Origin of the sequence: Desertivirga xinjiangensis (assembly GCF_024436435.1) — a bacterium.
Classification (GTDB): domain Bacteria; phylum Bacteroidota; class Bacteroidia; order Sphingobacteriales; family Sphingobacteriaceae; genus Desertivirga; species Desertivirga xinjiangensis.
This window is the reverse complement of sequence record NZ_JAFMZP010000007.1, coordinates 234,328-247,611: the sequence shown is the minus strand read 5'-3', so window position 1 is coordinate 247,611 and position 13,284 is coordinate 234,328. Positions and strand designations below refer to the sequence as shown.

At 43.2% G+C, this 13,284-nt stretch carries 12 protein-coding genes; 6 read left to right on the top strand and 6 right to left on the bottom strand.

The window, feature by feature from the left end:
* Positions 1–957 precede the first annotated feature (957 nt).
* Both J3P37_RS17525 and rlmB read right to left on the bottom strand, forming a co-directional pair.
* Positions 958–1,521, bottom strand: coding sequence for a UbiX family flavin prenyltransferase (locus J3P37_RS17525; protein WP_256012654.1), 564 nt, complete (start codon positions 1,519–1,521; stop codon positions 958–960).
* Positions 1,518–2,297: a 23S rRNA (guanosine(2251)-2'-O)-methyltransferase RlmB gene (gene rlmB, locus J3P37_RS17520; RefSeq protein WP_256012653.1), complete on the bottom strand. Its 780-nt coding sequence runs from the start codon at positions 2,295–2,297 to the stop codon at positions 1,518–1,520. Before rlmB ends, J3P37_RS17525 begins: the two co-directional genes overlap by 4 nt.
* Before the next feature lie 256 nt (positions 2,298–2,553).
* Here rlmB and dnaB point away from each other — a divergent pair, with 256 nt between their 5' ends.
* Positions 2,554–4,128: a replicative DNA helicase gene (gene dnaB / locus J3P37_RS17515; RefSeq protein WP_256012652.1), complete on the top strand. Its 1,575-nt coding sequence runs from the start codon at positions 2,554–2,556 to the stop codon at positions 4,126–4,128.
* A gap of 209 nt (positions 4,129–4,337) precedes the next feature.
* Here the strand turns inward: dnaB and chrA are convergent, their stop codons facing one another.
* Positions 4,338–5,537: a chromate efflux transporter gene (gene chrA, locus J3P37_RS17510; protein WP_256012651.1), complete on the bottom strand. Its 1,200-nt coding sequence runs from the start codon at positions 5,535–5,537 to the stop codon at positions 4,338–4,340.
* Between the two features lie 19 nt (positions 5,538–5,556).
* On the bottom strand, positions 5,557–5,892 hold the full coding sequence (locus J3P37_RS17505) for a tetratricopeptide repeat protein (protein WP_256012650.1): 336 nt from the start codon (positions 5,890–5,892) through the stop codon (positions 5,557–5,559).
* A gap of 418 nt (positions 5,893–6,310) precedes the next feature.
* Here J3P37_RS17505 and J3P37_RS17500 point away from each other — a divergent pair, with 418 nt between their 5' ends.
* From J3P37_RS17500 to J3P37_RS17485, 4 genes are all read left to right on the top strand, one after another.
* Positions 6,311–6,907 (top strand): bifunctional nuclease family protein, encoded by a 597-nt coding sequence (locus J3P37_RS17500; RefSeq protein ID WP_256012649.1) that lies wholly within the window; start codon positions 6,311–6,313, stop codon positions 6,905–6,907.
* 72 nt (positions 6,908–6,979) lie between these two features.
* Positions 6,980–8,281 (top strand): NupC/NupG family nucleoside CNT transporter, encoded by a 1,302-nt coding sequence (locus tag J3P37_RS17495; protein ID WP_256012648.1) that lies wholly within the window; start codon positions 6,980–6,982, stop codon positions 8,279–8,281.
* A 71-nt stretch (positions 8,282–8,352) separates the two neighbouring features.
* Positions 8,353–9,972: a catalase gene (locus tag J3P37_RS17490; RefSeq protein ID WP_256012647.1), complete on the top strand. Its 1,620-nt coding sequence runs from the start codon at positions 8,353–8,355 to the stop codon at positions 9,970–9,972.
* Between the two features lie 64 nt (positions 9,973–10,036).
* Positions 10,037–10,531, top strand: coding sequence for an ankyrin repeat domain-containing protein (locus J3P37_RS17485; RefSeq protein ID WP_256012646.1), 495 nt, complete (start codon positions 10,037–10,039; stop codon positions 10,529–10,531).
* Here the strand turns inward: J3P37_RS17485 and rlmF are convergent.
* Positions 10,528–11,514, bottom strand: coding sequence for a 23S rRNA (adenine(1618)-N(6))-methyltransferase RlmF (gene rlmF, locus J3P37_RS17480; protein ID WP_256012645.1), 987 nt, complete (start codon positions 11,512–11,514; stop codon positions 10,528–10,530). The genes J3P37_RS17485 and rlmF overlap by 4 nt on opposite strands.
* 172 nt (positions 11,515–11,686) lie before the next feature.
* Here rlmF and J3P37_RS17475 point away from each other — a divergent pair, with 172 nt between their 5' ends.
* Entirely contained in the window at positions 11,687–12,049 is a 363-nt protein-coding gene (locus tag J3P37_RS17475; RefSeq protein ID WP_256012644.1) for a VOC family protein, read from the top strand.
* Here the strand turns inward: J3P37_RS17475 and J3P37_RS17470 are convergent.
* A complete protein-coding gene (locus tag J3P37_RS17470; protein WP_256012643.1) occupies positions 12,046–13,251 on the bottom strand; it encodes an MFS transporter in 1,206 nt (401 codons plus the stop codon). The genes J3P37_RS17475 and J3P37_RS17470 overlap by 4 nt on opposite strands.
* Positions 13,252–13,284 lie beyond the last annotated feature (33 nt).

The window sequence follows — 13,284 nt, the reverse complement described above, 5'->3', positions numbered from 1 at the left end:
CTTTCAATGGCGTTCCGGCCTTGCGCCGTCACGTTTTTGTTTTCCCCTTATTCGTTTTGGGACTGCAAAGGTGGGATTATTTTTAATACGTGTCAAGGGGTCAGGTGAAAAATTTCAAACTTTTGGATGAGAACGCTGTTAAAGAGGGTTTTAGTTTTTGAGGGGCAGTCCGGGTATGCCCTTTGCTCTTCGGGATATTCATCCCGAAGCCCTATCGTAAGTTCTTCGAACCGCTTCTACTCACAGTCATACCATCTCCTGAACAAGCTTTAATAATCTATTGAGATGGTTAGGAGATCTGTTGGAGATGGTTTAGGACCTCATTGGATATGGCCAATGGGAAGCCTAACCAGTAGCTTAAGATCTCATATAAACTCCAGAGCGTGGTCAGGAGATGGTATGAAGAAGATTAGAAGGTGGTAGGGCGAGTTTAAAGCTTTTTCCGTATAAGGCATTTGGCAAGTCTCTGGCAAGAGGCCCGGAAAGAGACCGAAAGGGGGCGCCCCTGCTTTGGGAAATGCGGCCGGCCGCTTCGACAGTTTCCGGAGGTTTCCCGAAGCGGCTTCGCTTTTTTCCGAAGCCCTCCCGAACACTTCCCGAAGAAAGGGTAGGTTTTCCCGAAGAAACCCCGAAGCCTTCCGCTACCTGGGGATAATCTTTTACGAAGCTTTTCGGTAGCTGTCCGCAAGCCTTCCGGTACGTTTGCCGATGAACACTAGCGAAGACGCTTGAGTAAAGGCTGTAAACCTAACACAAAGAGCCCGATCTGATCGGGCTCTTTGGTAAGTTAATTTTTAAAAAATGTAAAAAGTATGAATGAGTACTTAAGCATATACTAGAAGTGTGCCAACACCGCTTTTGCTTCTAAACAAATGTTAATAAACCATAAGTAACTGTTTTACAGTACAGCAGTGTCTAGAAATTATAAACAAATGTTTATTATTCTGGGCACTGGCACTATCCTCCCCCCCACCTGAACGAGTCATGTTCCAGGCCGGCCAGATCAAGAACCCTGTTTACTACAGTCCCGGCCAGTTCTTCAATACTTTGAGGTTTACTATAAAAAGATGGAATAGCCGGACAAATAATGCCGCCAGCTTCGGTAACCGTCTTCAGGTTGTTGATATGAATTAAGCTGAACGGAGTGTCCCTCGCCACAAGTATCAGCCGACGCCGCTCTTTCAAAATCACATCTGCCGCCCGGGTTGTCAGATCATTTGAAACCCCAGAAGCTATCCGGCCCAACGTTCCCATGGAACAAGGAATTATAATCATTGTATCATACTTAGCGGAGCCTGATGCAAAGGGAGCCATAAAGTCCTGTTTGTCGAAGAATGAAAAAGGATAATTCAAATATTCCTTATTATCAAGTTCAAATTCCCAAACCTGCCGGGCGTTATCCGACATCACTACAGCTACATCCTCAATCTGCGCCTCCAGGTACTTAAGCGCATCTAAAAGCAGTTTAGCGTAAATGGCACCGCTGGCTCCTGTGATAGCTACTACAATTTTCTTTTTCATGTGAGTAGTTCTGATCCGCCCCTCTGCCTTACAGCTTCATATAAAATTACTCCAGCAGAGACAGATACGTTTAAAGACGAGATTTCGCCATACATTGGAATTTTAGCCAAATGCTCGGAGATACGAATAAGCTCATTAGAAATTCCATCCTCTTCCGAACCCATGATCACTACCGTTGGCAATTTGTAATCAGGCTTATAAAGGAAATCATTTGTCTTTTCTGTACATGCTACAAGTTGCAGACCGGATTCCTGCAGGAACTTTGCGGTCTTGACAAGGCTTTCGTGCCGGCACACCGGAATTTTAAACAGCGCACCAGCCGAGGTCTTTATTGCATCAGGGTTGATTTGAGCCGAACCCCTGGCTGGAATTATAATAGCGTGCACTCCGGCACACTCGGCCGTCCTGGCTATTGCCCCAAGATTACGCACATCAGTCACTCCGTCAAGCATAATGATTAAAGGCGTTTCGCCTTTTTCAAAAATTCCTGGTATTACATCCTCAATCTTCTGATAACTTACCGGAGAAATAATTCCAATTACTCCCTGATGGTTCTTAGTCGTGATCCGATTAAGTTTTTCTACAGGCACTAATTGGTATGTGAGGCCCTCTTCTTTAAGCAGATCCCGCAATTCCTGAAAGATGGCTCCTGTTAAACCTCTCTGCACCAAAATAGATTCAATATCCTTCCCGCTTTTAACCGCCTCAATTACAGCGCGGATACCAAATACCATCTGATTGGACTCCCGTTTTTGCTTGACAGGCTTAGTGTTCATTCCTAAAAAATTAAGCAGGCAAAATACTCATATTTTCGTCATTACCGGCCTTTGCTATCAATAAATGATTTGGTTTTTAACATTGCAAAAAGTTATTAACATGTCCCTTATGACGCTATATTGCTATAATTCTGCTTAGTTAACATTTTATCCACATGCAAATGTTAGGATAAGACTCAAGTTATCAACAAAAATAAGTAAGTGTAAAAAAGCCAATGTGTACAAAGATGACACCCTAATTTTTAACTTTGTACAAATGAGTTTGGAAAAAGAAAACGATTATAATCCGGCGCGAAGAGGCCAGCAAGGTAACTACCGCAAAAGTCCGTTAGGAAATGCCATTAGTGGTCTTGGAAAGCTGCCTCCCCAAGCCGTTGATTTAGAAGAAGCTGTGTTAGGTGCACTAATGCTTGAGAAAGATGCACTTTCAGCAGTTATCGACATTCTAAAGCCAGAAGTTTTTTATAAGGATAGTCACCAGAAGATCTTTGAGGCAATACATATGTTGTTTCAAAAGTCCTCTCCTATTGATATCCTGACAGTAACATCCCAATTAAGGCAAACTGGCCACCTCGAAATGATTGGCGGAGCCTATTATATTACAGAGCTTACCAACCGCGTAGTTTCTGCAGCAAATATTGAGTTCCACGCCCGTATCATCTCTCAGAAATACATCCAGCGCGAGCTGATCCGTATATCAACCGAGATCATCAACAATGCCTACGAAGATACCACCGACATCTTTGATCTGCTGGATATGGCCGAGAAAAATCTTTTTGATATTGCACAGAATAATCTTAGACGCGATTCAAGGAAGATGGACGACATCATCAGGGAATCGCTTGAAGCACTGGAAGCAATTAAAGATCGCGTTGATGGATTAACTGGTGTGCCATCCGGCTTTACGGCGCTTGATAGAATGACATCAGGCTGGCAGCCTTCGGATTTGGTGATCATTGCAGCTCGTCCGGCCATGGGTAAAACTGCCTTTGTATTAAGCTGCGCCAGAAATGCATCAGTGCAGTTTGGTAAACCGGTAGTAGTGTTTTCCCTGGAAATGTCATCTGTTCAACTTGTCAATCGTTTGATCTCCGGTGAAGCCGAAATTGAACAGGAGAAACTTCGTAAAGGCAACCTGGCAGAATGGGAATGGCAACAACTCCATTCGAAGATCGGCAATCTTACAGAGGCTCCTCTTTTCATAGACGATACCCCTGCATTGAATATTTTTGAGTTCCGGGCAAAATGCCGTAGGTTAAAAGCGCAGTACGACATCCAGATGATCATTATCGATTATCTTCAGTTGATGCATGGTAAAGGCGAAGGAAAAGGCGGCGGTAACCGTGAGCAGGAGATTGGTAGTATCTCACGGGCTCTTAAGTCGGTTGCAAAGGAGCTTAATGTCCCCGTACTGGCACTATCGCAGTTAAGTCGTGCGGTAGAGAGTCGTCCTGGAGCACAGAAAAAACCAATGCTATCAGATTTGCGTGAGTCGGGTTCTATTGAGCAGGATGCGGATATGGTACTTTTCCTTTACCGGCCCGAGTACTACGGATTGACAGAGGATGAGGAAGGAAGGTCTACCATCGGCGTGGGCGAGGTAATTATTGCCAAGCACCGTAATGGTGAAACCGGGACAGTGCCTTTGCGCTTTATTGGTAAATTTGTGAAGTTCGCCGATCTCGAAGAAGATTTCGGTGGCGGCAATCCTGGATTAGGCGGCGCCAGTCCGTTCGCCGGTATGGCACCTTCTGAGGACTTCGAGAAACCAAGTAACTTTATTATTCGTCCTTCCCGTATGGACGAAATGGATGAAGAACCACCATTTTAAAGTGATAAGTTATACGTTCCGAACTTATAACTCATACTGTCCATAGAATTCGGAAGGGTTTCTAGTCCCCCTATTCACAACCTCTTCACAAGACCACGGACAGCGACGGGATTTTAACCTATCTATGCCGGCTTAAAGGCACAGGCGTGCGCCAGCATACGCAAACCCGCTGCCCGCTTGGGCACGCTTGCCGCGTGTGCAAGGTTTTTTTACAAATACATCCCCATCAAAATTCCGGCGATGATTAAAAAAGGAGTTCTGATCATCGTGAATTTCAGAATTAAAAAAGTTGCTGCAACCAGGCAGATCGAAGTGACATTTAATTCTATCGGCTGAAGGAGAAAGATAAAAGCAGCGATTATAAAACCGACAGATACAGCATTAACGCCAGAAAGAGATTTCCTTATCCGTGTAATCTTTTTTAGATCTTCCCAAAAGGGCACAAAGAAAAGAACAAGTATCAGACCTGGAAGATTGATACCTAAAGTTGCTACCAGGCTACCAATTATCTGTCCACCAATGCCGACACCCGAATGCTTCATAGTCATCGCTCCCACAAAGGAAGTGAATGAGAATGTTGGTCCGGGCAAAGCCTGTTGTAAAGCATAACCACTGATAAAAACATCAGCCGAAATGTATTGCTTCATCTTAACGAACTCTGTAAACATCAACGGAACCAGCACATTTCCTCCACCAAAAATGAGAATGCCGTTCCTGTAAAAGTTTTCAAATAAACGTACCGGTAAACTGAATGGCGATGTCCTGTTGATCACAGCACCCAGAGCCGCAAAAAACATTAAGACCCCTAAAAAGTAGAGTATTTTTTTCTTGTTGATACTGGAGAACAACTTCACTCTGATCTCCGTTTCTTCGGTGCTCGTTTCCAGTGCGGACGAGATAATACCTCCCAACAAAATCATAATGGGAAATACATAGGCATTTTTGAGGATGAGGGTGACCAGGATGGCGGCAAAGGCCAGCCAAATCGAGACATTGGTCTTGAGTATCGCCCTGGCGAGTGAAAAAGCGGCAAATCCAACAATGCCTACGGCAATAGGCTGAACATATTTAAGAATAGAACTGAACGTTTCCTTATCGTCGAGAAATGTATAAGCGACTGCAAAAAAGCACATCGCTGCAGCGGAAGGGATTATCCATATAAAAAATGTTAACAAGGAGAGCCACAAGCCTCCTACCTTATAAGCAATTCCTACCAGGGTTTGAGTAGAGGACGGGCCGGGAAGTACCTGGGTTAAGGCATTGAGTTCCAGCAACTCTTTTTCTGTAATATAATGTCTTCGTTTGACAAAGTCTTTGAGCATTATTCCAATATGCGCCTGTGCCCCCCCGAATGCTGTGAAAGTAAACAAGGTAACATCGCGGATAAAAAGAATATGCTTCGTTTTCAAAACCAGTATGGTTTAACGGTTAGTCATCTTCATAATTTAAACCCATTGCAGAATTATAAACGGTTTGTAACTCGGAATAAGCATGATTATCCCTTGCGGCTCTTGCGACCTGCATTCCTTTCTGGTAGGTAGAGATCGCATCATCTTTTCGATCAAGTTTCTCATAGAGTCCTCCCAGATGATAATAAGTGCCCACATACGACTCATGGTTGTTTTTCAGATCTTCAAAAAAAGATAAAGCGGTACTCAGATCGTTTGCCGATAAATATTCTGTTGCAAGAGCATATTTTAAAAACGGGTCGTTGGGTTCGTTGTTATAGAACTCAAGCAGCTTTTGTAAACGGGTTCCGCTCATTTTATTTAGAGAATTAATAATGTAAATTGTTTTGCAAAAATGCTAAAGACAAAATTTATGTAAGTTTGCAAAATAGTTAACAAGAACAAATGTTCGCTTGATTTGACTACAAAAATATATTTAAACAACGATAATATCGAATTCAATATACCTGTGAGCGAATGAAATGCCTGAAAAACAAAATAAAATGAAAACAATTTGCTTGTAAGGGCATATACATTATATGCCGCTTTCTATATATCCGCCATACAAACGAAATGAGAAAAATTAGGATAGATTAATCGTTAAAAGCTACTGAAAAAGTACCTTTGCCGCAGGCTTGGTTGGCCGCGCTAAGTAAATAGCACACCCGATTGGTGCTATAATTGTAGAACAAAAGCATTAAAGGAATTGGATTGAGCCGAGAGGCTTCGTACGCATGAAGAAAATAAAACTAGATATTGTAGGACTATCATACAGCCAGACACAATCTGGCGCATACGCACTTGTTTTGGGCGAAGTAAACGGAAGACGCCGGCTTCCTATTATCATTGGTGGATTTGAAGCACAGGCAATTGCCATTGAAATTGAAAAAATGACCCCGAGCAGGCCATTAACCCATGACCTCTTTAAATCTTTTGCACAATCCTTTGGTATCCATGTGGATGAAGTAATCATTTACAATCTTGTCGACGGGATCTTCTATGCTAAACTTATTTGCAACGATGGAAAAAAGACTATTGAGATCGATGCCCGCACTTCTGATGCTATAGCACTGGCGGTACGTTTTGAATGCCCGATCCATACTTATGAGTTTATTCTTTCAACTGCAGGTATTATGATAGAAGGAAACGACTTTGTTTTCCTTGAAAATATTGAAAGTCCAACTGAAGAAAAATCGCCTACATCCCAGAGTTCTTACGCATCGCTTTCTGATGAAGAGTTAAAAGAAAAACTACAGCAGGCATTGGCAGATGAAGCTTATGAAAAAGCTGCGAGTATCCGCGACGAACTGAGTAAAAGAAAAGCATTATAACGGTGTGAAATAATTTTTCAATAATTCATTTTCCCAGATTCTTATCTTATTTTAAGCTCAAATTTAAAGAGTTTGGACATAATTCACATTTCCAGGGGCCTTTTAGGCGCTCTGTTCATTATTGGTTTAGCTTTTTTATTAAGCTCCGCAAAAAAATCAATCAGTTGGAAAATTGTTATCTCAGGACTGATTATCCAGTTAGTTTTTGCGATAGGCGTTTTAAAAATCCCCCTTATTAAGTCCTTTTTTGCCGCAGTCTCGGGCATTTTTGTAGGAGTTCTCGATTTTACCAAAGCCGGAGCTACCTTTTTATTCGGCGATTTGATCACCAGAACTGATTCTTTCGGCTATATATTTGCGTTTCAGGTGCTTCCGACAATTATTTTTTTCTCGGCTCTGACGTCACTTCTATATTATCTCAATATCCTGCAAAAGATAGTGTTTGTTTTCGCCTGGATCGTATCAAAGTTTATGCGGTTGTCTGGCGCTGAGAGTTTGGCGGCAGCCGGCAACATATTTCTCGGACAAACAGAAGCCCCTCTGCTTGTAAAGCCCTACATTGAAAAGATGACCCGGTCGGAAATACTGTGTTTAATGATTGGCGGTATGGCTACTATTGCAGGCGGTGTTCTTGCAGCTTATGTAGGTTTTCTGGGCGGCACAACTCCTGAAGGTCAGCAGGTCTTCGCCACACATTTATTGTGCGCGTCAGTTATGTCTGCGCCGGCAGCAATTCTCATATCTAAAATTTTACTTCCCGAAACTGAACCAGAAAAAATCAATTCGAGCCTCCAGCTATCAAAAGAAAAAGTAGGATCAAATGTGCTTGAAGCCATTTCGATTGGTACAAGCGACGGCTTAAGACTGGCTGTGAACGTTGGTGCAATGCTATTGGTGTTTACAGCTCTAATGGCTATGATCAACTATCTATTTCTGCAAGGTATTGGTAGCTGGACAGGCTTAAACGACATCATTAAGTCCTCTTCCGCAGGAAAATATGAAGGCCTTACATTGCAGTATATTTTAGGATATATCTTTTCTCCTGTTGCCTGGTTGATCGGGGTGGACACAGCAAGTATGACCCAGGTGGGTCAGCTATTGGGTGAAAAGACAATTTTGAATGAGTTTTATGCTTATGGCACCCTGGCTAACTTAAAAACAAGCGGAGCATTAACAGATCAAAGGGCTATTATCATCGCCACCTACGCTTTATGTGGTTTCTCAAACTTCGCTTCGATCGGTATTCAGATCGGCGGCATCGGCGCGTTAGCTCCGAATCAAAGAGAGAATTTATCAAAGCTTGGGATCAAAGCCTTAATTGGCGGAACTCTTGCTTGTTTGCTTACTGCCGCAATAGTTGGGATGATCATATAAATAGTTTCAAACTTATATATTGTTTCAAAACCTGCAAGTCTGTCGATTGTTAAGTTCTAAAACTTACAACGATGAGCCAGCAAGAAAAATCCACACCGTCATCACCACAAGAGCAAACTTCAGGGAATCAGGAACATAAAAACATCCTGACCACCAGACAAGGACATCCTGTGTACGATAATCAAAGTATGCGAACCGTGGGAAACAGAGGTCCTGCAACTTTGGAAAATTATCAGTTCCTTGAAAAGATGTCCCACTTCGACAGGGAACGAGTACCTGAACGAGTGGTTCATGCACGGGGAACAGGTGCCCATGGTTATTTCGAAGCATATGGTATGGTTGGGGAAGAACCTGTTTCTAAGTATACCCGAGCTAAGGTGTTCCAGGAGAAAGGGAAACAAACTCCCCTGTTTGTGAGGTTTTCAACAGTTACCCATGGGGGGCACTCACCCGAAACGCTCAGAGATCCCCGCGGCTTTGCAGTGAAAATGTACACTGAAGATGGTAACTGGGACCTTGTAGGTAATAATCTCAAGATATTTTTTATCAGGGATGCATTGAAATTTCCCGATTTGATACATGCTTTTAAACCTGATCCGGTAACCAACAGACAAGACGGCGAGCGGATTTTCGACTTTATCAGCAATACACCTGAGGCTCTTCATATGATCACTTTCCTGTTCTCTCCCTGGGGAATTCCAGCAAATTACAGGCATATGCAGGGTTCGGGGGTCAATACCTATAAATGGGTAAATTCTGAAGGTGAAGCGGTGTTAGTAAAATATCATTGGGAACCGCTGCAAGGAATAAAGAATTTAACGCAGGAACAGGCTGAAGAGATCCAGGCAAAAAACTTCAATCATGCAACCCAGGATCTCTATGAAGCTATTGAAAGCGGTAACTACCCTCAATGGGAGTTATTCGTTCAAATCCTAAGTGATGATGAACATCCGGAACTGGACTTTGATCCGCTTGATGATACGAAGATATGGCCAAAGGATAAATTTCCCTGGCTACCAGTTGGTAAAATGACATTGAACAGGAATCCTGTAAACTTTTTTGCGGAAGTTGAGCAGTCGGCTTTCGGTACCGGTGTCCTTGTCGATGGGCTCGACTTTTCAGACGACAAGATGCTCCAGGGTCGTACTTTTTCGTATTCCGATACACAGCGTTATCGGGTTGGTACTAACTATCTTCAGTTACCGATAAATGCGCCCAAGCATCACGTAGCAACCAATCAGCGAGATGGACAAATGGCATACCATCAGGATCTGGTTGAGGGTGTTAATCCGCACGTCAATTATGAGCCTTCATCTCTCAATGGCCTTCGTGAAGCAGAGCGGACAGGGAAAGATCACACCCCTCACTATAATGCAGCCCTGGTACGTCAAAAAATCGACAAGCAAAATAATTTCGGACAAGCCGGCGACACGTACCGCAACATGGAAGATTGGGAAAGGGACGAATTGATTAAAAACCTTGTCAATACCCTTGCTCCTGTTAAAAAACACATCCAGGAGAAAATGGTTGAACTATTTACGCAGTGCGACGCTGATTACGGACGGAGGGTTTCTGAAGGCTTAGCTAATGCTGCAGGCATGGACATCCAAAAGGGACCAATTGGCTCCACCCAGTCTCATGATGCTGTTACACAGGCCGAAAATGTTTCGAACGAAGCAAAACCTTATTGAGTTCATACCTCGGCAGATCCTGTCTTTTTTAGACAGGATCTTGATTTCTGATTTACATACTTGAATGGAAAACAAATACTATGCACTTTTTGATGCAGCCCGCGCTGGCGATGTAAGCGAACTTCAGGAACTTTTAAAAGGGCATGCTGATGTCAATGCGCAGGATACCAAAGGTTACACTCCCCTGATTATTGCAGCCTATAATGAACAATATGAAGCAACGAAGCTCCTGCTCGAAGCCGGCGCAGATCCAAACATCCAGGACAATGGGGGTAATACAGCCTTAATGGGTGTATGTTTCAAAGGCTATCCGCAGATTGCAGAACTTCTTATTTCCCACGGGTCGGATCTGAACCTGCAGCATGGAAATGGCGGCACAGCACTTATGTTTGCCGCCATGTTTGGGCGCAACGAGTTAGTTAAAGTTTTACTTAGAAGCGGCGCTGATATCCATATTAAAGAAAGTCGCGGGCTTACCGCGCTTGACCTCGCAGTTCAGCAAGGAAATATAGAAGCAGTTGAGTTAATAGAAGAATATACTTTAGATGAACCGGGTTAAGACCAACGCCTTTTCTTCCACATTACCTGCTGCTCTTCGTCCAAGAAAGTCCATGCCACTACCCTGCTTGTTTTTTGCCCCTGGCTCATTGTTATTGTTCGCACATCAAAGGCCTTCAAATGGCGAAGTAAGCTGTATATGTGCCGCAGATTTTCTTTCTTTGATACAAGCGTAGTAAACCAATAACAATTTTGGGGTATCTCAGCACTTTGCTCAATCATTTTTCTAACAAAAGCAATTTCCCCTCCGGGGTACCAAAGCTCAGCTTTCTGGCCGCCAAAGTTCAGGACAGGAGTTTTCTTATCCAAACCTAAATTTTTCTGCTTACGCATGGTGCCTGAGATAGCATCCTGCATGGAGGCGTGAAACGGCGGGTTACAGATGCTCAGATCAAAATAGTCATGCAGCTTAATTATGCCCTTGAAGATATCTGATGAAGATTTTTGATGGCGTAATTCAACAACCTTTCCAAGTCTTGTGGTTGAAGCAATAATCCGGCGTGCCCAGTCAATTGCCTTTTTATCGATATCAGAACCAATAAAGCTCCAGCCATATTCCATCGAACCAATGATCGGATAGATGCAATTTGCTCCGGTACCTATATCCAGCACTTTTATCTTCTTTCCCTCAGGAATTATCTGCGCATTAGCTGAGGCTAACAGATCTGCCGCATAGTGAATATAATCAGCTCTTCCGGGTATTGGCGGGCAAAGGTAGCCTGGAGGCAGATCCCATTCTGACACACCATAGAATTGCAAAAGTAAGGCTTTATTAAGCATTTTAACGGCATCAGGGTTTGCAAAATCAATGGTTTCCCTCTGATATTGATTAAGGTGCACAAAGGCTTCCAAACCCTGACAAACCTCGCTAAGCGCTTTAAAATCATAGCCGAGGCGATGTTTATTACGTGGATGTAAGGCGCTTTTCTCTTCCATCTGCGGCTTGTGCTCCCTGCTCGTATCCTCTCTCTTCTTTAATACCATAACAAGATGCAATTTTACCGAATAATAACGCATTTCAGAACAGGATTTTTCTGTATTTACGCAAACTTTTAACCAAATTTTTGCTTAAAATTAGAGCAGGCATAAGCATACGCGGCGCATGGCCGTTGCGCGTGTGCCATTTGATAAAGATTATCACGCTAATCAAAAGGTTATGATCAGGAAAATTGCTACCCAGGCGGTTTACGTTACAGACCAAAACAAAGCATTGGAATTCTGGACAGAAAAAATGGATTTTGAACTGCGAAAGAACGAAGACATGGGAATTGGATTCAAATGGATCGAAGTCGCGCCCAAAGGTGCTGAAACCAGCGTAGTGTTGTATCCAAGAAAAATAATGAAAGACTGGAATGAACGTAAATCATCCATCGTCTTTTTATGTGAGGATATCGAAGACTTTTACATGTACATGAAAAGCCAGGGCATACGATTTAAGCAGGAACTGAATGAGATGCCCTGGGGAAAATTCGCGGTATTTCTCGATGACGACGACAACGAATTTGTGCTAAAGGGTTAATTACTTTTTCCTTTTTCAATGTTTGGCAGAAAGCCAGTTAGTAAACCAATCAAAGGAAGAAAGGAGCAGATGCCATAAACATAAGTGATACTGGTCCTGTCAGCAAGTTCTCCCAGCAGAGCAGAACCGATTCCTCCCATACCAAAGGCAAAACCAAAAAACAATCCCGACACCAAACCAACCTTTCCGGGGATCAATTCCTGTGCGTAAACTAGTATTGCGGAAAAGGCCGAGGCTAAAATAATCCCGATCGGAACGATGAGCACACCCGTCCAGAATAAGCTGGCATACGGTAATAACAAAGCAAAGGGGGCCGTACCCAAAATGGAGAACCAGATCACATACTTTCTTCCAATCCTATCCCCTATTGGCCCGCCGGCAAGAGTACCTGCTGCCACTGAAAACAAGAAAACAAATAAATAGATCTGGGAACTTTGCACAGAAACATTGAACTTGCTCATCAGGTAAAAAGTAAAATAGCTGGTAAGGCTGGCCATATAAAAATACTTTGAAAAGATCAGTACAAGCAAAATGATTATCGAAGAGATGATACGACCCTTTGATAAACCCTGACTCAATACTGGTATTTTTTTCTTACTCACAGACGCGATACTGAGCCGCCCCTTATACCAGCGTCCAACGTTGCTAAGAATCACGATAGCCAGTAAAGCAATTAAGGAAAACCAGATCACACTGAATTGTCCATGAGGTACAATAATCCAGGCTGCCAGCAAGGGACCGATGGAGCTCCCGGCATTGCCTCCCAGCTGAAAAACCGATTGGGCCAAACCTCTTTTACCGCCTGAAGCCATATAAGCCATCCGCGATGCCTCCGGATGGAAGATAGAAGAGCCTACTCCTACCAGTGCAACAGCCATCAGTATGACGTGGAAACTGTTAGAAAGCGACAGTACAATAAGTCCGCACAAGGTAAAGGCCATCCCAATTGCCAGAGAGAATGGCTGGGGCTTTTTATCAGTATAAAGACCAACCACTGGCTGCAACAGTGATGCCGCAAGCTGAAAACTTAATGTTATCAAACCTATCTGCGAAAAACTGAGATTGTAATCGGCTTTAACAATAGGATATATCGCGGGTATCAGCGACTGGATAGTGTCGTTTAATAAGTGCGAAAAACTTAAGGCAAATAAGATGGGGAACACCGTCTTCTCAACGCTGTTATTAGTAGAAACATCACTCATAATATAAAGTAGCGCACAAATGTAGTATTTTCA

Bases quoted from the DNA above. Each gene is read 5' to 3' on its own strand.
- J3P37_RS17525 (WP_256012654.1), bottom strand. From the start codon at position 1,521: ATGAAAAAGAAAATTGTAGTAGCTATCACAGGAGCCAGCGGTGCCATT.
- rlmB (WP_256012653.1), bottom strand. From the start codon at position 2,297: ATGAACACTAAGCCTGTCAAGCAAAAACGGGAGTCCAATCAGATGGTA.
- dnaB (WP_256012652.1), top strand. From the start codon at position 2,554: ATGAGTTTGGAAAAAGAAAACGATTATAATCCGGCGCGAAGAGGCCAG.
- J3P37_RS17505 (WP_256012650.1), bottom strand. From the start codon at position 5,892: ATGAGCGGAACCCGTTTACAAAAGCTGCTTGAGTTCTATAACAACGAA.
- J3P37_RS17500 (WP_256012649.1), top strand. From the start codon at position 6,311: ATGAAGAAAATAAAACTAGATATTGTAGGACTATCATACAGCCAGACA.
- J3P37_RS17490 (WP_256012647.1), top strand. From the start codon at position 8,353: ATGAGCCAGCAAGAAAAATCCACACCGTCATCACCACAAGAGCAAACT.
- J3P37_RS17485 (WP_256012646.1), top strand. From the start codon at position 10,037: ATGGAAAACAAATACTATGCACTTTTTGATGCAGCCCGCGCTGGCGAT.
- rlmF (WP_256012645.1), bottom strand. From the start codon at position 11,514: ATGGTATTAAAGAAGAGAGAGGATACGAGCAGGGAGCACAAGCCGCAG.
- J3P37_RS17475 (WP_256012644.1), top strand. From the start codon at position 11,687: ATGATCAGGAAAATTGCTACCCAGGCGGTTTACGTTACAGACCAAAAC.
- J3P37_RS17470 (WP_256012643.1), bottom strand. From the start codon at position 13,251: ATGAGTGATGTTTCTACTAATAACAGCGTTGAGAAGACGGTGTTCCCC.